Annotated in this window: 19 protein-coding genes; 17 read left to right on the top strand and 2 right to left on the bottom strand. The window is 65.0% G+C overall.

Annotation, left to right across the window (positions count from 1 at the left end):
- The first annotated feature begins 21 nt into the window (after nt 1-21).
- From BJD12_RS20515 to bamA, 8 genes are all read left to right on the top strand, one after another.
- Nucleotides 22-1,545: a sensor domain-containing diguanylate cyclase gene (locus BJD12_RS20515; protein ID WP_005988241.1), complete on the top strand. Its 1,524-nt coding sequence runs from the start codon at nt 22-24 to the stop codon at nt 1,543-1,545.
- A 106-nt stretch (nt 1,546-1,651) separates the two neighbouring features.
- The gene (pyrH, locus tag BJD12_RS20510; protein WP_042827595.1) at nt 1,652-2,374 is read left to right on the top strand and encodes a UMP kinase; all 723 of its coding nucleotides are present in this window, start codon (nt 1,652-1,654) and stop codon (nt 2,372-2,374) included.
- Between the two features lie 198 nt (nt 2,375-2,572).
- The gene (gene frr, locus BJD12_RS20505) at nt 2,573-3,130 is read left to right on the top strand and encodes a ribosome recycling factor (RefSeq protein WP_005988237.1); all 558 of its coding nucleotides are present in this window, start codon (nt 2,573-2,575) and stop codon (nt 3,128-3,130) included.
- 17 nt (nt 3,131-3,147) lie between these two features.
- Nucleotides 3,148-3,909 (top strand): polyprenyl diphosphate synthase, encoded by a 762-nt coding sequence (uppS, locus tag BJD12_RS20500; RefSeq protein WP_039423349.1) that lies wholly within the window; start codon nt 3,148-3,150, stop codon nt 3,907-3,909.
- The gene (locus BJD12_RS20495) at nt 3,906-4,733 is read left to right on the top strand and encodes a phosphatidate cytidylyltransferase (RefSeq protein ID WP_039423350.1); all 828 of its coding nucleotides are present in this window, start codon (nt 3,906-3,908) and stop codon (nt 4,731-4,733) included. Before uppS ends, BJD12_RS20495 begins: the two co-directional genes overlap by 4 nt.
- Before the next feature lie 2 nt (nt 4,734-4,735).
- On the top strand, nt 4,736-5,926 hold the full coding sequence (locus BJD12_RS20490) for a 1-deoxy-D-xylulose-5-phosphate reductoisomerase (protein WP_005993652.1): 1,191 nt from the start codon (nt 4,736-4,738) through the stop codon (nt 5,924-5,926).
- A 26-nt stretch (nt 5,927-5,952) separates the two neighbouring features.
- A complete protein-coding gene (gene rseP / locus BJD12_RS20485) occupies nt 5,953-7,299 on the top strand; it encodes an RIP metalloprotease RseP (RefSeq protein ID WP_005993651.1) in 1,347 nt (448 codons plus the stop codon).
- Nucleotides 7,300-7,382: 83 nt separating this feature from the next.
- Nucleotides 7,383-9,749, top strand: coding sequence for an outer membrane protein assembly factor BamA (gene bamA, locus BJD12_RS20480; RefSeq protein ID WP_005993649.1), 2,367 nt, complete (start codon nt 7,383-7,385; stop codon nt 9,747-9,749).
- 77 nt (nt 9,750-9,826) lie between these two features.
- On the opposite strand, the gene BJD12_RS20475 is transcribed toward bamA, so the two are convergent.
- Nucleotides 9,827-10,021 (bottom strand): hypothetical protein, encoded by a 195-nt coding sequence (locus BJD12_RS20475; protein WP_005993647.1) that lies wholly within the window; start codon nt 10,019-10,021, stop codon nt 9,827-9,829.
- Between the two features lie 128 nt (nt 10,022-10,149).
- Here BJD12_RS20475 and lpxD point away from each other — a divergent pair, with 128 nt between their 5' ends.
- From lpxD to BJD12_RS20435, 8 genes are all read left to right on the top strand, one after another.
- Nucleotides 10,150-11,163, top strand: coding sequence for a UDP-3-O-(3-hydroxymyristoyl)glucosamine N-acyltransferase (gene lpxD, locus BJD12_RS20470; protein WP_005993645.1), 1,014 nt, complete (start codon nt 10,150-10,152; stop codon nt 11,161-11,163).
- Nucleotides 11,160-11,621: a 3-hydroxyacyl-ACP dehydratase FabZ gene (gene fabZ, locus BJD12_RS20465; protein WP_005993643.1), complete on the top strand. Its 462-nt coding sequence runs from the start codon at nt 11,160-11,162 to the stop codon at nt 11,619-11,621. The genes lpxD and fabZ overlap by 4 nt, the downstream gene beginning before the upstream one ends.
- A gap of 24 nt (nt 11,622-11,645) precedes the next feature.
- Nucleotides 11,646-12,437 (top strand): acyl-ACP--UDP-N-acetylglucosamine O-acyltransferase, encoded by a 792-nt coding sequence (gene lpxA, locus BJD12_RS20460; protein ID WP_005993641.1) that lies wholly within the window; start codon nt 11,646-11,648, stop codon nt 12,435-12,437.
- A gap of 29 nt (nt 12,438-12,466) precedes the next feature.
- Nucleotides 12,467-13,738 carry a lipid-A-disaccharide synthase gene (gene lpxB, locus BJD12_RS20455; protein ID WP_425480577.1) on the top strand — a complete coding sequence of 424 codons (1,272 nt, stop codon included), beginning with the start codon at nt 12,467-12,469 and terminating at the stop codon, nt 13,736-13,738.
- Nucleotides 13,735-14,460 carry a ribonuclease HII gene (locus BJD12_RS20450; protein WP_005993638.1) on the top strand — a complete coding sequence of 242 codons (726 nt, stop codon included), beginning with the start codon at nt 13,735-13,737 and terminating at the stop codon, nt 14,458-14,460. Before lpxB ends, BJD12_RS20450 begins: the two co-directional genes overlap by 4 nt.
- Nucleotides 14,461-14,745: 285 nt before the next feature.
- On the top strand, nt 14,746-18,333 hold the full coding sequence (gene dnaE, locus BJD12_RS20445) for a DNA polymerase III subunit alpha (protein WP_005993636.1): 3,588 nt from the start codon (nt 14,746-14,748) through the stop codon (nt 18,331-18,333).
- A gap of 157 nt (nt 18,334-18,490) precedes the next feature.
- Nucleotides 18,491-19,450 carry an acetyl-CoA carboxylase carboxyltransferase subunit alpha gene (locus tag BJD12_RS20440; protein WP_005993634.1) on the top strand — a complete coding sequence of 320 codons (960 nt, stop codon included), beginning with the start codon at nt 18,491-18,493 and terminating at the stop codon, nt 19,448-19,450.
- Between the two features lie 64 nt (nt 19,451-19,514).
- The gene (locus tag BJD12_RS20435; RefSeq protein ID WP_005993633.1) at nt 19,515-20,270 is read left to right on the top strand and encodes a tetratricopeptide repeat protein; all 756 of its coding nucleotides are present in this window, start codon (nt 19,515-19,517) and stop codon (nt 20,268-20,270) included.
- 165 nt (nt 20,271-20,435) lie between these two features.
- Here the strand turns inward: BJD12_RS20435 and BJD12_RS20430 are convergent, their stop codons facing one another.
- Entirely contained in the window at nt 20,436-20,882 is a 447-nt protein-coding gene (locus BJD12_RS20430; protein WP_005993631.1) for a CopD family protein, read from the bottom strand.
- A gap of 74 nt (nt 20,883-20,956) precedes the next feature.
- Between BJD12_RS20430 and BJD12_RS20425 the strand changes: the two genes are divergently transcribed.
- On the top strand, nt 20,957-21,559 hold the full coding sequence (locus tag BJD12_RS20425; RefSeq protein WP_039423512.1) for a methyltransferase: 603 nt from the start codon (nt 20,957-20,959) through the stop codon (nt 21,557-21,559).
- The last annotated feature ends 85 nt before the right edge of the window (nt 21,560-21,644 follow it).

The following is a 21,644-nucleotide window of genomic DNA, read 5'->3' as shown; positions in this document are numbered from 1 at the left end:
GTTCACTGTTGGCGATGACTCATGCAACCAGATCTCCAGGCCGCCCTGCACTACTGCCGTAACCTGCCATCGCCGCCCGGCGTCGCGCTGCGCATCATCGAGCTGGCGCAGGACCCGGACGTGGACATGACCACCACCGCAAAAGTCATCGGACTGGACATGGCGCTGAGCGCACGCATGCTGCGCGTGGCCAATTCGCCGCTGTACGCCAGCCGCCGCCGCGTCGACAACCTCGGCCAGGCGCTAACCATGCTCGGCCTCAACGCCACGTTGAGTCTGGCGCTGGGGTTTTCGATGGTGCACGGCGTACGCAGCACGTTCGTCGCGCACCCGTTGCATGAGCGCATCTGGCGTCGCGCCGGCCTGTGCGCACTGGCCAGTCGCATCCTGGGCCAGGCCTATGGCATCCGCAAACCCGAAGAATTGATGCTGGCTGGCCTGCTGCAGGACATCGGCAAGCTGGCGCTGCTGCAAGGCGCACCGGCGCTGTATGCCCCATTGATGGAGCAGGCGCCCGACAACGCATCGCTGCTGGACGCAGAGCGCGAACACCTGGGGGCCACCCATGCCGAGATCGGCGCCTGGCTCGCCCATCAGTGGCAGCTGCCGCACTATCTGCAGAATGCGATCGCGCAGAGCGAAGAAGATCCAGCAGGCTTGGAGCCCTTCATGGCCTGCGTCGCGCTGTCCGGTCGCTTGGCCGACATCTGGCTCTCGGCCAGTGCGGTCGCTGCCACCGAGCATGCGCAGCGTCAGGCACAGGACGTGCTGGAACTGGATGCCGAACGCTTCGAGAAAGTGATCGAACGCATCGCCGAATCGTTGCCCGAGCTCGAAGCATTGTTCGATATCCGCGTACCGCAGCCTGAGCATATCCAGCTGATCTTCGAACAGGCGCGCGAGCTGGCCCTGTTGCGGAGCCTGCGCGAACTGCAGGATGTGGCCGAAGCGCGCCGACATGCCGACGAATCGGAAAACCGGATGCGCCATCTCGCCGAGCAGGCCAGCCGCGACGCGTTGACTGGCGTGTTCAATCGGCACCAGCTGGGCACTGCACTGACCCATGAGTTCGAGCTGGCATCGCGGCAGAGCTGGCCGCTGTCGATCGCCTTCATCGATCTGGACGATTTCAAGCGCGTCAACGATGCGCACGGCCACCTGGTCGGCGACGAGGTGCTGCGCAATTTTGCGCAGACCCTGCAACGCATGGTGCGCACCAGCGACCTGGTGGCGCGGTATGGCGGCGAAGAATTCCTGGTAATCCTGCCGAACACGCCTGCCGATGCGGCGCTGATGGTGATCGAGCGCATCCTTGCCGAGACTGCGCGCACGCCGATGGCGCAATTGCAGGGCGGCCCGCTGCACATCACCTTCTCGGCGGGCCTGGCCACGCATGGCGGTATCGAGCGCCAGTTCGAAAGCATCGAACATCTGTTGCAGGCGGCCGACAGCACGCTGTACCGCTCCAAGCATCGCGGCCGCAACCGCGTCACCGCCTACGATGCGACGGATGTTCCGACGCCGCCGAACCCGCGCGCACACTGAGCAGCCCGTCACCTCGATGACGACAAAGGAATTTTTACCACGCCCGGTCGCAGGCTTCCGCTAGAATTGCCGGCGTTTGCCGTCCCCCACCCCCGAGGTCTCCCCCATGTCTGAACTTTCCTATCGCCGCATTCTTCTCAAACTTTCCGGGGAGGCGCTGATGGGAGACGGGGATTACGGCATCGACCCCAAGGTGATCAACCGCCTTGCCCATGAAGTGATCGAAGCCCAGCAAGCCGGCGCGCAGGTCGCGCTGGTGATCGGCGGCGGCAATATCTTTCGCGGTGCCGGCCTTGCTGCCAGCGGCATGGACCGCGTGACCGGCGACCACATGGGCATGCTCGCCACTGTGATCAATGCGCTGGCCATGCAGGACGCGCTGGAAAAACTCGGCGCCAAGGTGCGCGTGATGAGCGCGATCAAGATCAACGATGTCTGCGAGGACTTCATCCGTCGCCGCGCCATGCGTCATCTGGAAAAGGGCCGCATCGCGATCTTCGCCGCCGGCACCGGCAATCCGTTCTTCACCACCGATTCGGGCGCCGCACTGCGTGCGATAGAGATTGGCGCCGACCTGCTGCTGAAGGCCACCAAGGTCGATGGCGTGTACGACAAGGACCCGAAGAAGCATGCCGATGCGGTGCGCTACGACAGCCTGACCTACGACGAGGTCATCCTGCAGGGCCTGGAAGTGATGGATACCGCTGCCTTTGCGCTGGCCCGCGACAGCGACCTGCCGCTGCGCATCTTCGGCATGAGCGAGCCCGGCGTGCTGCTACGCATCCTGCGTGGCGAGCAGATCGGCACCTTGGTGCAGGGTCGTAGCTGAGGTTTCGGATTTAGAAACGGGATTTGGGAGTCGCACAAGCGTAGATCTGCTACTCCCTCTCCTTCCCGATTTGCCACATCGCCGGACGTGAACGCGCCAGGCAGGTGAACCGGCTGCGCCGGCCCCTGCAGGCCGGCGAGTCGTGAAACCTCAGTCCCGGCTATAATCCCCGGATTCAGCTCCACACGGATTCCGGCGATGCTCAACCAGATCAAACAAGACGCGCAGACGCGCATGACCAAGAGCATCGATGCTCTGCGCCATTCCCTGACCACCGTGCGTACCGGCCGCGCTTCGCCGGCGCTGCTGGACGGCATCAAGGTCAAGGCCTACGGCACCGACACGCCCCTGAACCAGGTCGCCAGCATCAGCGTGTCCGAAGGCCGCTCGCTGGTCATCAGCCTGTTCGACAAGGGCATGATCAAGGATGTGGAAAAAGCCCTGTACGCCTCGGATCTGGGCCTGACCCCGACCGTCGTGGGCACGGTAATCCGCCTGAACCTGCCGCCGCTGACCGAGGAGCGCCGCAAGGAGCTCAGCAAGTCTGTGCATGGCGAAGGCGAAGACAGCAAGGTGGCCATCCGCAACATCCGTCGCGATGCCAATCAGCAGGTCAAGGATCTGCTGAAAGACAAGAAGGTCACCGAAGACGAAGCCCGTGGCGCCGAAGACGACATCCAGAAGTTGACCGACAAGGCCATCAAGGATGTGGATGAGGTCGTCAAGGGCAAGGAACAGGAATTGATGACGGTCTGATCGTGGCATCCCCTGCCATGCATCCAGCCCCTTCTACCGACGCAATCCCGCGCCACATTGCCATCATCATGGATGGCAACGGGCGTTGGGCGCAGCGTCGGCGACGTCCGCGCATGATCGGCCATCGCGCCGGGGCGCGGGCGGTCAACCGCACCATCGATTTCTGCCTGGAAAAAGGCGTGTCGGCACTCACCTTGTTCGCGTTCTCCAGTGAAAACTGGGGGCGCCCGCAGGAGGAGGTCGATGCGCTGATGAAGCTGTTTCTGCATGCGCTGGACCGCGGGGTGGAAGAACTGCAACGGCGTGGCGTGCAGGTGCGTTTCATCGGCGAGCGCAGCCGCTTCGCAACGCCGCTGCGGGAGCGCATGGCCACTGCCGAACGCATCACCGCGGGTAATGCGCGGCTGGTGCTCAGCATCGCAGCCAGTTACGGCGGCCGCCAGGACATCGCGCTGGCCGCGCGTGCGTTGGCCGAAGAGGTGGCTGCCGGGCGCCTGCAACCGCAGCAGATCGACGAGGCCTTGCTGTCCAGCCGGGTCGCACTGTCCGACCTGCCGGCGCCGGACTTGTTCATCCGCACCGGCGGCGATACCCGCATCAGCAATTTCCTGTTGTGGCAGCTGGCCTACACCGAGCTGTGGTTCACCGAAACCCTGTGGCCGGAGTTCGATGCCGGCGTGCTGCAGCAGGCACTGGACGACTATGCCGGGCGCGAACGCCGCTTTGGCCTGACCAGTGCCCAGATCGCCGACAAGGCGACGGAGATCTCCTCCGCATGACCAAGACCCGCGTGATTGCCGCGCTGATCATGGCGCCGCTCGCCATCTGCGCGATTGTGTTGCTGCCCACCCAATGGCTGGCGGCGCTGGCGGCGATCCTGTTCCTGACAGGTCTGTGGGAGTGGCTCAAGCTCTCCGGCATCGACGACAGCCTGCCGCGCACCGTGCTGCTGATGCTCAATCTGCTGCTAATGGTGCTGATGGTCTGGGCCTCGGCAGGCTCCATGGTACTGTTCCAGATCGCCGCCCTGGTGGGGGTGGTCTGGTGGGTGCTGGCGCTGCTGTGGCTGCGCTTTTTCACCTTTGGCGCCGATCATGGCAATGGCCAGGCGCGCGCGCTCAAGCTCGCGGCCGGCACCCTGGCGGTTCTTCCGGCCTGGGCTGCGCTGGTGCTGCTGCATGCCAACCCAGACAAGGGCAACCTGTGGCTGCTGACCGCCCTGACCATGGTCTGGGCGGCCGACTCGGGGGCGTATTTCGCCGGGCGCGCGTTCGGCAAGCACAAGCTGGCGCCGCGCATCAGCCCCAACAAGACCATCGAAGGCCTGCTCGGCGGGATGGTCGCCGGGATCGCGGTGGCCTGCGCCTTCGGCTGGCTGGCCGGGCTGACCCTGGCGCATGTGCCGCAGCTGGTCCTGGTCGCGGCGGTGGCGGTGCTGGCGTCGGTGCTCGGCGACCTGTTCGAGAGCCTGCTCAAGCGCCATGCCGGCGCCAAGGATTCGGGCACGGTGATTCCCGGCCACGGCGGCGTACTGGATCGCATCGATGGCGTCCTCGCCGCCCTGCCGGTGTTCGCACTCGGCAAGGAAATTCTCGGATTCTAAGCATGGCTGGCTCTTCTCCCCGCCAGGTCGCCGTATTCGGTGCGACCGGCTCGATCGGCACGTCGGCCTTGGACGTGATCGCCCGCCATCCCCAGCGGCTGCGCGTCAGCGTGCTGTCTGCAGGTAGCCAGGTGGATGCGTTGCTGGCGCTGTGTGCTAAGCATCGGCCTGCGCATGCGGTGATTGCCGAGGAGGCGCTGTATCCGGCGCTGCGCGACGGCCTGCGTGCCGCCGGCCTGAACACCCAGGCGCATGCCGGCACCGCGGCGCTGGATGCACTGGCCGGCAGCGATGCCTGCGACACCGTGGTGGCCGCCATCGTGGGCGCCGCCGGCCTGTCTTCGACCCTGGCCGCGGCCCGCGCCGGCAAGCGCCTGTTGTTGGCCAACAAGGAATCGCTCGTGCTGGCCGGCGAACTGCTGACCCGCACCGCCGCAGCAGCGGGCGCAGAGATCATCCCGATCGACAGCGAGCACAGCGCCATCTTCCAGTGCCTACGCTCCTGCGACGCCAGCCGCGGCGTGCGTCGGGTGATCCTGACCGCGTCCGGTGGCCCGTTCCGGGGCTGGGATCGCACCGCTCTGTCGGCGGTGACCCCGGCGCAGGCCGTTGCGCACCCGAAGTGGTCGATGGGCCCGAAGATTTCGGTGGATTCGGCCACCTTGATGAACAAGGGCTTGGAAGTCATTGAGGCCCATCATCTGTTCGGGCTGCCTGGCGAGCAGATCGACGTGCTGGTGCACCCGCAAAGCCTGGTGCATTCGTTGGTGGAATTCGTTGACGGCTCCACGCTGGCCCAACTCGGCCTGCCGGACATGCGCACCACCCTGGCGGTCGGTCTGGCATGGCCGGAGCGGGTGGAATCGGGCGTGGCAGGGCTGGATCTGCTGCAACAAGGGCGGCTGGACTTCGAAGCCCCCGACACCGTTGCCTTCCCCTGCCTGCGCCTGGCCTGGGAAGCGCTGCGTGCCGGTGGAACCGCGCCGGCGATCCTGAACGCGGCCAACGAAGTGGCTGTTTCAGCGTTTCTTCAGGGCCAAATAGGTTTCCTAGCGATCCCTGCGTTGGTCGAACACACACTGACAACGCTCCCACGGCACAATGCCGACTCCCTCGACACCCTGCTTTTTGCCGATGCGCAAGCCCGGCAAATCACCGAACGCGCCTTGGTCAACCACCCTCTTCATGCCTGATCGATCCACGCAGCCGAGTTGCATCCATGGGTGATTTCATCGGTTCGGTCTGGTGGATGATCGTCAGCCTGGGTCTGTTGGTGACATTCCACGAATTCGGACACTTTTGGGTCGCGCGCCGCTGCGGCGTCAAGGTGCTGCGTTTTTCGGTGGGGTTCGGCAAGCCGCTGTGGATGCGCCGCGACCGCCACGGCACCGAGTTCGTGCTGGCCGCGATCCCGCTGGGCGGTTACGTCAAGATGCTCGACGAGCGCGAAGGCCACGTGCACCCAGCCGAACAGGACCAGGCATTCAATCGCAAGACGGTGTGGCAGCGCATCGCCATCGTCGCGGCCGGCCCGATCGCCAACCTGCTGCTGTGCATGGCGATGCTGTGGGCGATGTTCGTCGTCGGCAAGCAGGATTACTCGGCCACCGTCGGTCGCGCCGATGGTCTGGCCGCCGAAGCTGGCCTGACACCGGGCGAGCGCATCGTGCGCATCGACGGGCGCGGCGTGAGCAGCTGGAGCGATGCCAGCATGCAGCTCACCACTGCGGCAATGGACAAGCGCGACATCCAGGTGCTCACCGCCGCCGAGGGTGGCGGCAACAGCGAACACACTTTGCGTCTTTCGCAGCTGCCAGCCGGTTTCGACGAACGCCGCGTGGCATCGCTGGCCGGTATTGGCTGGCAGTTCATGCTGCAGCCGCCGGTCATCGCCGAAGTGGTGCCCGGTTCGGTGGCCGACGGCCTGCTCAAGCCCGGTGATCGCATCGTGGCCATCGATGGCCAGCCGATCCGCTCGGCCGAGGACATCATTCCGCAGGTGCAGGCCCTGGGCGCGCACGGTGGGCCGGGCATGATCGAAGTGGCGCGCGGCGAAGACCGCCTGGCGCTGGAAATCGCACCGCGCAAATCGCCGCAGGGCCAGTGGATGATAGGGGTCCGTCCCGCCGCTGCGCCGGCGCCGCAATACGATAGCCGCCAGCAGTACGGCGTCTTCGCCGCGGTGCCGGCGGCCATCCGCGAAACCGGCAAGATGACCGCTGATTCGCTGGGCATGATGAAGCGCATGCTGACCGGCCAGGCGTCGGTCAAGAACATCTCCGGCCCGGTCACAATCGCGCGCGCCGCCAATGCATCGGCCGAACGCGGGCTCGACTGGTTCCTGTATTTCCTGGGCTTGCTGTCGCTCAGCCTGGCGATCATCAACCTGATGCCCATCCCAATCTTGGACGGTGGGCATCTGCTGTATTACCTTATTGAGTTGGTCAAGGGCAGCCCGATCAGCGAACGGGCCATGATTGCCGGACAATATGTCGGCCTGGCGGTCCTGGCAGGCTTGATGGGACTGGCGTTCTACAACGACATCCTTGGCCTGGTTCCACGATGAAACTGCTCCTCTCTTTCCGCCTGTTGTCGTCGTCATACGCCGGCACCCAGCAACACCCGAAATCGACTCCAACCGGATGTGACATGACGCGTCTTCCCACTCGCCGCCTGCTTGCCCTCGCTCTCGCCGCCGGCCTCAGCCTGCCAGCCGTTGCCCTGGCCGCAGAGCCGTTCGTTGCCAGCGACATCCGCGTCGACGGCCTGCAGCGCATCGCTTCCGGCACCGTGTTCACCTATCTGCCGGTGAACCGCGGCGACACCGTGGACGATGCCAAGGTGGCCGACTCGATCCGGGCGCTGTACCGCACCGGCTTCTTCGAAGACGTGCAGCTGGACCGCCAGGGCAACATCCTGGTGATCACCGTGAAGGAGCGCCCGGCGATCAACAAGCTCACCGTGACCGGCAACAAGGACATCAAGTCCGAAGAGCTGCTCAAGGGCCTGGGCGACATCGGCCTGACCGAAGGCGGCACCTTCGACCGCCTCAGCCTGGACCGCGTGACCCAGGAACTGACCCGTCAGTACAACAACCGCGGCAAGTACAACGTCGAGATCACCCCGACCGTTAGCCCGCTGGACCGCAACCGCGTCGATGTGGCCATCGCGATCAAGGAAGGCAAGGCGGCCAAGATCCGCCACGTCAACCTGATCGGTACCGAGAAATTCGCCAACGAAGACATCCTGGAGAACTGGGAATCTAAGGAGCACAACTGGGCCTCGTGGTATCGCCGAGACGACCAGTACTCCAAGGAAAAGATGTCCGGCGACCTGGAGAAGCTCAATTCCTGGTATCTGGACCGTGGCTACGTGGACTTCAGCATCGACTCTACCCAGGTGTCGATCAGCCCCGACAAGCGCGACATGTTCGTCAGCGCAGGCGTGACCGAGGGCGAGCAGTACAAGATTTCCGAGATCAAGGTCACCGGCGACACCGTGCTGCCGCAGGCCGATATCGAGCGCCTGGTCATCCCCAAGGCCGGCGATATCTTCTCGCGCGCGCTGCTGGAGTACACCTCCGATGCCATCACCAACACGCTGAGCAACGTGGGTTACGCGTTCGCCAAGGTCAACCCGATTCCGACCCCCAACCGTGAGGACCGGACCGTTGCGGTGAACCTGCAGGTGGTGCCCGGCCCACGCGTGACCGTGCGCCGCATCCTCTACAAGGGCAACAGCCGTACCTCCGACGAAGTGTTGCGCCGCGAAATGCGCCAGTTCGAAAACACCTGGTACTCGCAGGCGGCGATCGACCGTTCCAAGATCCGCCTGCAGCGCCTGGGCTACTTTGAGTCGGTGAACGTGGAGACCCCGGCGGTGCCTGGCAGCAACGACCAGGTGGACGTGATCTACGACGTCAAGGAGACCACCTCCGGCAGCTTCGTGTTCGGCTTGGGGTATTCGCAGAGTTTCGGCGTGACTACCTCGGTGCAGTTGTCGCAAAACAACTTCCTGGGCGGCGGTAACCGCGTGGCAGTGGAAGCCTCGCGCAGCACGTTCCAGCAGCGCTATGCGTTCTCCTACACCAATCCGTTCTTTACTGACGACGGCGTGTCGCTAGGCTACAACCTGTCGTGGCGCTCGCTGGACTACTCGGACTTCAATACCGCGCAGTTCAACAGCAAGAACGGCTCGGCGCAGGTGGTGTTCGGCGTGCCGATCACCGAGAACGACACCGTCTCGGCGATGATCGGCATCGACAGTAACCAGATCACCACGTTCCCGGGTACCACGCCGCAGGCGATCGTCGATTATATTGATGCGATCGGCACGCGCACCTTCCATGCCTGGCGCAGTGAGCTGGGTTGGGCGCGCGATACCCGCAACGACTTCTTCATGCCGACCCGCGGCATGTACCAGCGCGTCGGCCTGGAAACCACCCTGCCCGGCTCCACCGTCGAGTACTACAAGCTCAACTACCAGATCTCCAACTACTGGCCGATCATCCCGGCGTTGGTATTAAACACGCGCTTCGAGCTGGGCTACGGCGACAGCTACGGCAACGACAGCACCCGCGTGGTGGCCGGCCCCAACGGCAGCTCGCGCACCATCACTGCCACCGGCCTGCCGTTCTACGAGAACTTCTACGCAGGCGGTACCAACTCGGTGCGGGGCTTCGAAGACAACACCCTGGGCCCGCGTTCGGAACCGATCAACGGCTTCAACCGCGGCCAGCCACTGGGCGGTTCGTTCAAGACCGTGGGCTCGGTGGAAATGTATTTTCCGAAACTGTTCGACAGCCCGTCGGCGCGCGTGTCGGCGTTCTTCGACTTCGGTAACGTCTATAGCGGCGTGGACAACTTCAAGGCCAACGAACTGCGCGCCTCCACCGGTGTGGCGCTGTTGTGGCGTGCCCCGGTCGGCCCCATCTCGATCAGCTACGCGTTCCCGCTGAAGAAGGAAGACAACGACGAGATCGAGCGCCTGCAGTTCACCTTTGGCGGTCAGTTCTAAGATTTGCACGCAAAACAATGGCGGCCCGGATGCTCGGGCCGCCATTGTTTGTTTGAAGAACCTGGTGTGAAACAGACTTAGAAGTAGTTGCTCCAGACGTTGCTCAGGCAGCTGGCGGTGGTGCCCAAATCGGGCGAATTGGTCACGCATTGCACCTGTTGGTCCCACAGGTTCTGCGCGTCGGCGCGCTGCTGCGCGAAATCATCGGCCGATGCACTGGCAACCGCGCCCAACAGGATCACGCTACCGAAAATGGAGAGGACAGTTTTCATATGCTTGTTCCTGGGCTCGCCGCATCGTTGCGGCCCGGCAAGAAATACGCTCGACTGTTTAGCCAAATCTTGGCGACGTTTTTTTTTCGTAAAACGAGCCACCAACTGTTTATGCGAGGTTCACCGTGATGCCTTTGACCGCCAGCGCGATTGCCGAACAATTTGGTCTGACCGTCGTTGGCGACGCCGCAACCGAAGTCACCGGAGTGGCGACGCTGGCGCACGCCGGAGCGGGTCATCTGAGCTTCCTGTCCAACCCGCGCTATCGGCCGCAGTTGGCCGAGACGCAAGCTGCCGTCGTTGTGGTACGCGCCGACGATGCCGAGGCGGCGCAGGGCACTGTGCTGGTTGCCAAAGACCCGTACACCGCGTTCGCCAAGATCGCTGCGTTGTTCGAGGTTGCGCCGGTGCGCGAGCCAGGCATTCATCCTCTGGCGGTGATCGATCCTAGCGCGCAGGTATCGCCTGGCGCGCATGTCGGGCCGTTCGTGAGCATCGGTGCGCGCAGCCGCGTAGGCGATGGCTGCATCATCGGCACCGGTAGCATCATCGGAGAAGACTGCGTGGTGGACGATGGCAGCGAGTTGATCGCCCGCGTCACCCTGGTCACCCGCGTGCGGCTGGGCAAGCGCGTGCGGATACATCCCGGTGCAGTGATCGGCGCCGATGGCTTCGGCCTTGCGATGGACGCCGGCCACTGGATCAAGGTGCCGCAGCTGGGTGGTGTGGTGATCGGCGACGATTGCGAGATTGGCGCCAACAGCTGCATCGACCGCGGTGCGCTGGAAGACACCGTGCTCGAAGAAGACGTGCGCGTAGACAACCTGGTGCAGATTGCACACAACTGCCGGATTGGCGCGCACAGCGCGATCGCCGGCTGCACCGGCATTGCCGGCAGCGCCAAGATCGGCCGGTACTGCCTGCTCGGCGGGCACGTCGGCGTGGTCGGCCATCTGGAGATCTGCGACAAGGTCGTCATCACCGGCAAGTCGGTGGTCCGCAATTCCATCCATGAGCCGGGAGAATATTCGTCCGGCACCCCCCTCACCGATAACCGCACGTGGCGCAAGAATGCCGCGCGCTTCAAACAACTCGATGCGCTGGCAAGGCGCATCCTGGCTGTGGGCAAGGAGAACGCATGAGCCACCCCGTTTACGAGCTGCCGATCGACGTCAACCAGATCCAGACGCTGATCCCGCACCGCTACCCGTTTTTGCTGATCGACCGGGTCATCGAGCTGGACCTGGAAGCCAAGCGCATCGTGGGGCAGAAGAACGTCAGCATCAACGAGCCGTTCTTCCAGGGTCACTTCCCGACTCGGCCGGTGATGCCGGGCGTGCTGATCATTGAGGCGCTGGCGCAGGCCGGCGGTGTGATGACCCAGCTCGGCCTGGGCCGCGATGCGCTGTCCAAACTGTTCTATATGGTCAAGGTCGACAACGCTCGCTTCAACAAGCAGGTGGTGCCGGGCGATGTGCTGATCCTGGAAGTGCAGATGAAGCGCCTGATCCGCAACATGGGATGCTATTACGGCGAGGCCAAGGTCAATGGCGAAGTCGTGGCCAGCGCGGAAGTGATGTGCGCCGGCGCCAAGGAATAATCCTGTTTTTGGAGGTGAGAGACGATGCGTGATCAGGCACCCTTGATTCATCCCACCGCTGTCATCGATCCCGCGGCGCGACTGGCAGACGATGTACGCGTTGGTGCGTTCTGCCTGATCGGCGCCGACGTGGAGATCGGCGCCGGCACCGAGGTGGGGCCGCATTGCTCGATCCACGGACCAACCCGGATCGGCCGCAACAACCGCTTCATCGGGCATGCGGCGATCGGCGGCGAACCGCAGGACAAAAAGTACGCCGGCGAGCGCACCGAACTGGTGATCGGCGACGACAACGTGATCCGTGAATTCGTCACCATCAATCGCGGCACCGGCGGCGGCGGCGGAATCACAGTGGTCGGCAACGACAACTGGATGCTGGCCTACACCCATGTGGCGCACGACTGCCATGTCGGCAACCATTGCGTGTTTTCCAATAACACCACGCTGGCCGGCCACGTCACCGTGGGCGACTACGTGATCATCAGCGGCTTTGCCGGCGCGCATCAGTTCTGCCGCATCGGCGCGCACGCTTTCCTGGGCATGGGCGCGCTGACCAATGGCGACGTGCCGCCGTTCACCATGGTGGGCAGCGAATCGCTGGGCCGCCCGCGCGGCATCAACAGCGAAGGGCTCAAGCGCCGCGGCTTCGATGCCGAGCGCATTACCGCAATCAAACGCGCTTATCGCACGCTGTACGTTGCGGGCCTGCCGCTGGCCGACGCCAAGGCGCAGCTGGCCGAACAAGCCAAGGACAGCGAAGACGTTCGCGGCATGCTCGAGTTCATCGAAGCGGCAGAAAGGCCGTTGTTGCGATGACGGCCGGGATTCGGGAGTCGGGATTGGAGATGAAGAGTGTTGCCGCCACGTCGGACGACGTCGCGCACGCCGCCTTTGCCAATCCCCAATTCCCAATCCCCAATCACCGCCCTGTGCGTATTGCCCTGATCGCCGGCGAAGCTTCCGGCGACATCCTGGGCGCGGGGCTGATCGCACAATTGCGGCTGCGCTATCCGACTGCGGAATTTGTCGGCATCGGCGGCGATGCGATGCGCGGCGCCGGTTGCCAGACCTGGTTCGATGCCAGCGAGTTGGCGGTAATGGGGCTGACCGAAGTGTTGCGCCATCTGCCGCGCCTGCTCAAGTTGCGTCGCGCCTTCCGCGAGCGCGTGCTGGCGTGGAAGCCGGATGTGTTCATCGGCATTGATGCGCCGGATTTCAATCTACCGGTCGAGCGCTGGCTCAAGCAGCGCGGCATTCGCACCGTGCACTACGTGAGCCCGTCGGTGTGGGCATGGCGCGAGAAACGTGCCGAAAAAATCGGCGCCAGCGCCGACCTGGTGCTGTGCCTGTTCCCGATGGAGCCGCCGATCTACGCCAAGCACGGCGTGGATGCGCGCTTCGTCGGCCACCCAATGGCCGACGACATCGCCTACCAGGCCGACCGCGAGACGGCTCGCGCTCGATTGGGAATTTCCGCATCCAGCACCGTGCTGGCGGTGCTGCCGGGCAGCCGGCATGGCGAGATCAGCCGGCTTGGCGACACCTTCTTCCAGGCCGCCTGGCTGGTCTCCGAGCACCTGCCCAACCTGCATGTACTGGTGCCGGCCGCCAACCCGGGCTGCAAACAACTGCTGGCCGAACAGCTGTCGCGCAGTTCGCTGCCGGTGCTGCGCTCGCATCTGCTCGACGGCCAGGCACGCACCGCCATGCTGGCCGCCGACGTGGTGCTGCTGGCGTCGGGTACCGCCACGCTGGAAGCGATGCTGGTCAAGCGGCCGATGGTGGTCGGCTACAAGGTCGCCCCGCTCACCTACCGCATTGTCAAGACGCTGGGCCTGCTCAAGGTCAACCGCTACGCGCTGCCCAACATCCTGGCCAACGACGACCTCGCCCCCGAGCTGATGCAGGACGACTGCACCCCGGAGCGGCTATGCGTGGCACTGCTGGACTGGTTCAAGCACCCGGACAAGGTCGCTGCGCTGCAACCGCGTTATCTCGCCCTGCACGCCGAACTGCGCCGCGACGCATCGGCACGCGCGGCCGATGCGGTAGCGGAGCTGCTGACGCAGCCGGAATCGGGAACCGGGAATCGGGGATCGGCAGGAGCCGGGCCATGAAGCGCTCAGGCTCCCATGGTGCGATCGTCGGTCAGGCGACGCAGGACACGCTCTTCCACGATTCCCCAATCCCGATTCCCGATTCCCGTTTGGTCGCCGGTGTCGACGAAGCCGGCCGTGGGCCGCTCGCCGGGCCGGTGGCGGTGGCAGCGGTGGTATTCGACCCGAGCAAGCCGCGCATCAACGGGCTAGACGATTCCAAGCAACTGACTGCCGAGCGCCGCGAGCAGTTGTATGCGCGGATCGTCGACCGGGCGCTGGCGTGGTCGGTGGTGTTGATCGCCAGCGAAGAGATCGACCGCATCAATATCTATCAGGCCACCATGCTGGGTATGCGGCGCGCGGTGGAAGGCGTGGCGCACGTTGCCGGGTTTGCGCGCATCGACGGCAACCGTGTGCCCAAAGGGCTACCCTGCCCGGCCGAAGCACTGATCGGCGGCGATGCGCTGGACCGCTCCATCATGGCCGCCTCGATCGTGGCCAAGGTTACTCGCGACCGTCTGATGCATGAGCTGCACGCGCAGCACCCCGAATACCGCTTTGACCAACACAAAGGCTATGCCACGCCAGTGCATCTGGCTGCGCTGCGCAGCCATGGGCCGTGCCCGCAGCATCGCCGCAGCTTCGCCCCTGTGCGGCGTGCATTGGGCATCGAGGCGTCGCAATCGCCGTGGGACGTGTCCTGCGTGGCCTCGACCGATGACCTGCTGCTGGCCGACTGATCGACCGCCCTCCAGCTGGCTGGCCCGGCATGGGCGCCAGTCCTTCAGTCGCGCGCATGCAGGCGGTGCGGCCGAGGCGTCGAGCATCCGGTCCCGCACGCGAGACCCGCACGGCCGCCAATCCGCGCAATCGCCCCCGCTGGACTGCGCGCAACTAGCCAGCGCCTGAATCGGCCGCACTGCCCAGCGCCCGTGGCAGCTGGACGCCGCCCTGCGTCGGTCCTGTCAAGCCTTGTTCGACCCGACCACGCTCGCTACCCTGACCGCGCATTATTCCGGTCTCGCATGTCCACTTCACGTTTCGTCCATCTGCACGTCCACACCGAGTTCTCGTTGGCGGATTCCACTATCCGCGTGCCCGAGAAACCGGATCAGGCTGACCCGAAGAAGGCCAAACAGGCCAATCTGCTCAGCCGCGCGGTCGAGCTCGACATGCCCGCGCTGGCGGTCACCGACCTCAACAACCTGTTCGCGCTGGTCAAGTTCTACAAGGCCGCCGAAGGCGTGGGCATCAAGCCGATCGCCGGGGCCGACGTGATGATCGCCACCCCGGACATGACGCCCTGGCGCATGACCTTGCTGTGCCGCGACCGCGAAGGCTACCTGAGCCTGTCGCGGCTGCTGACGCGCGCCTGGATGGAAGGCCACCGCCCCGAAGGCGGCGTGGCGATCCACCCGGAATGGCTGCAGGCCGGCCACGCCAACCTGTTTGCGCTGGCCGGCCGCGACAGCCTGGCCGGGCGCCTGTTTTCCGAGGGCCGTGCCGACCTGGCGGAGCAGCAGTTGGCCGATTGGCAGCGCGTGTTCGGCGATGGGCTGCATCTGGAGCTGACCCGCACCGGCCGCGAGGGCGAGGAACGCTTCAACCAGTTCGCCCTGCATGCCGCCGGCGTGCGCGGGCTGCCGGTGGTGGCCAGCAACGACGTGCGCTTCCTGTACGCCAGCGACTTCAACGCGCACGAAGCGCGCGTGTGCATCTCCTCCGGCCGCGTGCTGGACGACCCCAAGCGCCCGCGCGACTACAGCGACCAGCAGTACCTGAAATCCAGCGAGGAGATGGCCGCGCTGTTCGCCGACATCCCCGACGCGATCGACAACACGCAGGCGCTGGCGCAGCGCTGCAACATCGAGATGCGCCTGGGCACCTACTTCCTGCCCGCCTACCCGGTGCCCGAAGACGAGACGCTGGACAGCTGGATCCGCAGCCAGTCGCGCGAGGGTCTGGCCGCGCGCCTGGAAAAAAGCCCGATCGCGCCCGGCAAGACCCGCAAGGACTATGTCGACCGGCTGGAGTTCGAGCTGGACACCATCATCAAGATGGGGTTTCCGGGTTATTTCCTGATCGTGGCCGACTTCATCCAGTGGGGAAAGAACCAGGGCATTCCGATCGGCCCGGGCCGCGGTTCCGGCGCCGGTTCGCTGGTGGCCTGGGCGCTGCAGATCACCGACCTGGACCCGTTGCCGTACAACCTGCTGTTCGAGCGCTTCCTGAATCCAGAGCGCGTGTCGATGCCCGACTTCGACATCGACTTCTGCATGGATCGCCGCGACGAAGTCATCGACTACGTGGCGCGCAAGTACGGGCGTGAGCGCGTCAGCCAGATCATCACCTACGGCACCATGGCGGCCAAGGCGGTGGTGCGCGACGCCGGGCGCGTGCTCGGCTTCACGTACGGGCTGGTCGACAGCGTCGCCAAGCTGATCCCCAACATCCTGGGCATCACGCTCAAGGATGCGATGGGCGAAGGCAAGGATTCGGAGATGGCGTCGCCGGATCTGATCCAGCGCTATCAGGTCGAAGACGACGTGCGCGACCTGATGGACCTGGCGCGCCAGCTCGAAGACCTCACCCGCAATGCCGGCAAGCATGCCGGCGGCGTGGTGATCGCGCCCGAGCCGCTCTCCGAGTTCTGCCCGCTGTTCGCCGAACACGACGAGGACGGGCGCGGCAAGAATCCGGTCACCCAGTTCGACAAGGACGACGTCGAAGCGGTGGGCCTGGTGAAGTTCGACTTCCTCGGCCTGCGCACGCTGACCATCATCGATTGGGCGGTCAAGGCGATCAACGTGCGCCACGCGCGCGCCGGCATCGACCCGGTCGACATCACCACCATTCCGCTCGACGACGTGCCCACCTACAAGGGCGTGTTCGCCTCGGGCAATACCGGCGCGGTGTTCCAGTTCGAATCCTCGGGCATGCGCCGCCTGCTCAAGGACGCGCGCCCGGACCGCTTCGAAGACCTGATCGCGCTGGTGTCGCTGTACCGCCCCGGCCCGATGGATCTGATCCCGGACTTCAACGCGCGCAAGCACGGCCAGCAGGAGATCGTGTACCCGGATCCGCGCACCGAAGTCATCCTGAAAGACACCTACGGCATCATGGTGTATCAGGAGCAGGTGATGCAGATGGCGCAGATCGTCGGCGATTATTCGCTGGGCGGCGCCGACCTGCTGCGGCGTGCGATGGGCAAGAAGGTGCCGGCCGAAATGGCCAAGCACCGCGAAATCTTCCGCGAGGGTGCGGCCAAGGGCGGGGTGAGCGCGGCCAAGGCCGACGAAATCTTCGATTTGATGGAGAAGTTCGCCGGCTACGGTTTCAACAAGTCGCACGCCGCCGCCTACGCGCTGGTCAGCTACCAGACCGCCTGGCTGAAACGGCATTACCCGGCCGAATTCATGGCCGCGACGCTGTCGTCGGACATGGACAACACCGACAAGGTGGTCGGCTTTCTCGATGAAGTGCGCAACCTCGGCCTCACCGTCAAACCGCCGCGCGTCAACGAATCGGCCTACATGTTCGAGGCCGCCAGCCCGGACACCATTCAATACGGCCTGGGCGCGATCAAGGGCGTCGGCCAGGGCGCCTGCGAGGCCATCGTCGAAGAACGCCAGCGCGGCGGCCCCTACACCACGCTGCTGGATTTCTGCACGCGCGTGGGCACCGCCAAGCTCAACCGGCGCACGCTGGAAGCGATGATCAATGCCGGCGCGATGGACGGCCTGGGCAAGAACCGCGCCTCGCTGATGCTGCAGTTGCCCGAGGTGATGAAGGCCACCGAGCAGATGGCGCGCGAGCGTGCCTCGGGGCAGAACTCGCTATTCGGCGGCCCGGACCCGAGCGCTCCGGCGATGCGATTGGACCTGCCCGAGAGCAAGGAATGGCCGTTGGGGCAGCTGCTCACCGGCGAGCGCGAAACGCTGGGCTTCTACCTCAGCGGCCATCCGTTCGACCCGCATCGCGAGGAAGTGCGCGAGCTGGTCGGCTGCGACCTGGGCGCGCTGGAAAAGATCCTGGCCTCGCAACAACGCGGCGGCGGCGGTGGCGACGGCGAAAAACGCGCCTGGCGCCCGGAAGTCAGCGCGATCCTGGCGGGCCAGGTGATCGGTGTGCGCCGCAAGGGCGACAGCCAGGTGTTCGTGCAGCTCGAAGACGGTCGCGGGCGGGTGGAATGCAGCGCGTTCTCCGATGCGATGGCCGAATTCGGCCACCTGCTCACCCGCGACCGCATCCTGATCGTCAAGGGCGGCCTGCGCGAGGACGAATTCAACGGCGGCTACAGCCTGCGCATCCGCCAGTGCTGGGATTACGAGCAGATCTGCGCCGACCACGCGCAGCGGCTGTCGCTGCGCCTGGACCTGCGCGAGAAACAGGCTTTCAAGCGCATCGATGCCCTGCTGGCCAAGCACCGCCCCGGCAAGACGCCGCTGCGCCTGGATCTGCTGCTGCGCGCGCAAAGCGGCGGCGTCGCCGGCATGCTCGACCTCAACGGTAGCCACTCGGTGCGCATCGACCAGCAGCTGATGGACAGCCTGCGCGCCGACCCGGCGGTGCGGACGGTGAAGATCAAGTACAGCCCGCCGTGGGCGCAGTGAATCGGAAATTGGGAATGGGGAATCGCAAAAGCGAGGCGGTCGGATACTTTGCTCTGATTCCCGATTCTCCATTCCCGATTCCGCTCCCAACGCCCCCGTACGGGCCAGCCACACCGCTTCAGCTACACTCCCCGCCTTACGTTGACGACGCCATTGCATGAATCCTAACTACCTCGACTTCGAGCAACCCATCGCCGATCTGGAAGCCAAGATCCAGGAACTGCGCAACGCCAGTACCGGCCCTGCAGTCAACGTGGAGACCGAGGTGCGGGCGCTGCGCGACAAGGCACGCGTGCGCACCGCGCAGATCTTCCGCGACCTGTCGTCGTGGCAGATCTCTCAGCTGGCGCGCCACCCGCAGCGCCCGTACACGCTGGACTACATCAACACCATCTGCGACGAATTCCAGGAGCTGGCCGGCGACCGCGCCTATGCTGATGACAAGGCCATTGTCGGCGGCCTGGGCCGTATCGACGGCCGCCCGGTGGTCATCATCGGACACCAGAAGGGCCGCGACACCAAGACCAAGGTGGCGCGCAACTTCGGCATGCCGCGCCCGGAGGGCTACCGCAAGGCGCTGCGCCTGATGAAGCTGGCCGAACGGTTCCGCCTGCCGCTGCTGACCTTCATCGACACCCCCGGCGCATACCCGGGCATCGGTGCCGAGGAGCGCGGCCAGTCCGAGGCCATCGCGCGCAACCTGCTGGAAATGGCTGAACTCAAGATCCCGGTGATCTGCACCGTGATCGGCGAAGGCGGCTCCGGCGGCGCGCTGGCCATTGGGGTCGGCGACCGTACCCTGATGCTCGAATACGGCACCTATTCGGTGATTTCGCCCGAAGGCTGCGCCTCGATCCTGTGGAAGGACGCGGCCAAGGCCAAGGACGCCGCCGAACAGCTCGGCCTCACCGCCAAGCGCTTGAAGGGCCTGGGCCTGGTCGACAAGGTCATCCGCGAACCCACCGGCGGCGCGCATCGCAATCCCGAGCAGATGGGCAAGCGCCTCAAGGCCGTGTTACTCAACGAGCTGGAAGCACTGGAAAAGCTGCCGGTCGAAGGCCTGCTACAGCGCCGTTATGAGCGTCTGCGCAGCTACGGCGCCTACGAAGGAAACTGAATCCTGCGGCTCCGCCCCGCGGAGCCCTGAGGAACTTGCACCAGGGACAAGGACTCCTACCGGCATGAGCCCACTCATTCTTCTGTCGATCGTGTTGCAAATCGCCTGCTGCGTGCATGTGGTGCGCAGCGGCCGCCCGCTGTACTGGATCCTCATCCTGCTGACGTTTTCGTATCTGGCAGTGTTGATCTACGCGGTTGTCGCGGTCATTCCGGACATGCGTAACGACCCGACCGCGCGCCGCAGCTTGCAGCGTGTGCGACGCAAGCTGGACCCGCAACGCGAGCAGCGCGATGCCGCACGTAAACTGGACGTTTCCGACACCCCGGAAAACCGCCGCCAGCTGGCCCGCACGCTGCTCAGCCAGGGCAACTATGCGCAGGCCGCCGACGTGTACGAAGGCGCCTTGCGCGGCTTGTATCGCGACGACCCGGACTTGATGCTGGGGCTGGCGCAAGCGCAATTCGGACTTGGCAATGCCGCGCAAGCACGCCAGACCCTGGATGCCTTGATCGCCGCAAACCCCACCTTCCGCTCGCATGACGGGCATCTGCTATACGCACGCGCGGTGGAAAGCAGCGGGACTATCGACGAAGCGCTGCACGAATACGAGACGCTGGTGCAGGGCTACCCGGGCGAAGAAGCACGCGTGCGCTATGCGCAGTTATTGCAACGCGCGGCGCGCCCGGAGGACGCCAAGGCCATGTACGACCAGGTGGTGCGCCGCGCCGCCGCCTCGCCCAAGCATTACCAGCGCGAGCAACGCAGCTGGATCGACCAGGCACGCAAGGGTCTGAGCGAGTTGAGTTCGATCGCCTGAGGCTGCAAGGCGACGCTGCGAGCGACGATCAACCCTCCTGCACCGCCATGCCTGGATCGGCAAATGCCACGCGCGCTTCGGGCCTGGGCGCGCCGTGCAGATCCACCCGATGACGGCTCGCCATGGCTTGTCGGCTGCTTTAAACCGCGCTACCCGCATCGCAGCTTAAAAAGGCTTGGCCAGCACCAGCCAGATCACGCCAACCAGCAGAATCACCGGCACCTCGTTGAACAAGCGCAACGCTCGCCCGCTAGGGACTGCGCGGTCCTGGTCCACTCCCTTCAACCAGCGCCCGGCCACGATGTAGTGCGCCAGGATCAGCGCCACCGCGAACAGCTTGGCGTGCAGCCAACCGCCGGTCACCATGGTCGGGAAATCGGGTATCACCCGGTAGCCTTGCCACAGCACTGCGCCCAGCAGCAGCGCAAGGCCGAGCATGCTGTGGCCAAACTTGTAGAGCCGACGGCCCATCAGCACCAGCCGTGCACGTACCGCAGGCTCGCTGCCGGCTTCGGCGATATTGACCAGAATGCGCGGCAGGTAGAACACCGCCGCCATCCAGGCGATCACGAATAACAGATGGAAGGTCTTGATCCACAAATACAGGGTCATGGGCTGGCTCCACTGGCTCGCGTAGGATGGCCCGCATTTTCACCTATCCGCGCACGCGAAAGCAGCTGAGCCCCATGCAGCAGTCAGACGAAAAACAGTACGACGCCCAGTATTTCCGCCGCTGGTACCGTGATGCCGGGCTGGCCGACCCGGCCCGGCTGCGACGCAAGGTCGCACTGGCCATCGCCCAGGCCGAGTACTACCTGGAGCGGCCGATCCGCAGCGTGCTGGATATCGGCTGCGGCGAAGCTGCCTGGCGCGCGCCCTTGCTGGCGTTGCGGCCCAAGCTCAGCTACCTGGGCTTCGACAGCAGCGCGTATGCGGTGCAGCGCTACGGGCGCAGCCGTCAGATCCACCCGGCCCGCTTTGGCGATTTCGCTTGGCTACGTCCCTGCGCACCGGTGGACCTGCTGATCTGCGCGGACGTGCTGCACTACGTGCCCACGCGCGAATTCAACCAGGGCCTGCCGGGGCTGGCCGACATGTGCGCAGGCGTGGCGTTTTTAGAGACCTTTGCGCAAGAAGACGCGTTCGAGGGCGACCACGACGGCTTCCAACCACGCCCGGCGCGCTGGTATCGCAAGCGCTTTGCCGGCGTCGGATTCGCTGCGTTGGGGTCACATTGCTGGTTGTCGCCGCAGTTGGCCGGAGAAACCTCTTCGTTGGAGCGCGGCTAAGCAGTTGTTGGCTGCGCCAGGTGACCGGGAGCAATGCTCTCGCTGCGGCGAGTTGAAGGAACGTGCGAAGCCAGGCGGCATAGGT

Origin of the sequence: Xanthomonas vesicatoria ATCC 35937 (assembly GCF_001908725.1) — a bacterium.
GTDB classification, from domain to species: domain Bacteria; phylum Pseudomonadota; class Gammaproteobacteria; order Xanthomonadales; family Xanthomonadaceae; genus Xanthomonas; species Xanthomonas vesicatoria.
This window is presented reverse-complemented; position numbering and strand designations above follow the sequence as displayed.

Bases quoted from the DNA above. Each gene is read 5' to 3' on its own strand.
- BJD12_RS20515 (WP_005988241.1), top strand. From the start codon at position 22: ATGCAACCAGATCTCCAGGCCGCCCTGCACTACTGCCGTAACCTGCCA.
- pyrH (WP_042827595.1), top strand. From the start codon at position 1,652: ATGTCTGAACTTTCCTATCGCCGCATTCTTCTCAAACTTTCCGGGGAG.
- frr (WP_005988237.1), top strand. From the start codon at position 2,573: ATGCTCAACCAGATCAAACAAGACGCGCAGACGCGCATGACCAAGAGC.
- uppS (WP_039423349.1), top strand. From the start codon at position 3,148: ATGCATCCAGCCCCTTCTACCGACGCAATCCCGCGCCACATTGCCATC.
- BJD12_RS20495 (WP_039423350.1), top strand. From the start codon at position 3,906: ATGACCAAGACCCGCGTGATTGCCGCGCTGATCATGGCGCCGCTCGCC.
- BJD12_RS20490 (WP_005993652.1), top strand. From the start codon at position 4,736: ATGGCTGGCTCTTCTCCCCGCCAGGTCGCCGTATTCGGTGCGACCGGC.
- rseP (WP_005993651.1), top strand. From the start codon at position 5,953: ATGGGTGATTTCATCGGTTCGGTCTGGTGGATGATCGTCAGCCTGGGT.
- bamA (WP_005993649.1), top strand. From the start codon at position 7,383: ATGACGCGTCTTCCCACTCGCCGCCTGCTTGCCCTCGCTCTCGCCGCC.
- BJD12_RS20475 (WP_005993647.1), bottom strand. From the start codon at position 10,021: ATGAAAACTGTCCTCTCCATTTTCGGTAGCGTGATCCTGTTGGGCGCG.
- lpxD (WP_005993645.1), top strand. From the start codon at position 10,150: ATGCCTTTGACCGCCAGCGCGATTGCCGAACAATTTGGTCTGACCGTC.
- fabZ (WP_005993643.1), top strand. From the start codon at position 11,160: ATGAGCCACCCCGTTTACGAGCTGCCGATCGACGTCAACCAGATCCAG.
- lpxA (WP_005993641.1), top strand. From the start codon at position 11,646: ATGCGTGATCAGGCACCCTTGATTCATCCCACCGCTGTCATCGATCCC.
- lpxB (WP_425480577.1), top strand. From the start codon at position 12,467: ATGAAGAGTGTTGCCGCCACGTCGGACGACGTCGCGCACGCCGCCTTT.
- BJD12_RS20450 (WP_005993638.1), top strand. From the start codon at position 13,735: ATGAAGCGCTCAGGCTCCCATGGTGCGATCGTCGGTCAGGCGACGCAG.
- dnaE (WP_005993636.1), top strand. From the start codon at position 14,746: ATGTCCACTTCACGTTTCGTCCATCTGCACGTCCACACCGAGTTCTCG.
- BJD12_RS20440 (WP_005993634.1), top strand. From the start codon at position 18,491: ATGAATCCTAACTACCTCGACTTCGAGCAACCCATCGCCGATCTGGAA.
- BJD12_RS20435 (WP_005993633.1), top strand. From the start codon at position 19,515: ATGAGCCCACTCATTCTTCTGTCGATCGTGTTGCAAATCGCCTGCTGC.
- BJD12_RS20430 (WP_005993631.1), bottom strand. From the start codon at position 20,882: ATGACCCTGTATTTGTGGATCAAGACCTTCCATCTGTTATTCGTGATC.
- BJD12_RS20425 (WP_039423512.1), top strand. From the start codon at position 20,957: ATGCAGCAGTCAGACGAAAAACAGTACGACGCCCAGTATTTCCGCCGC.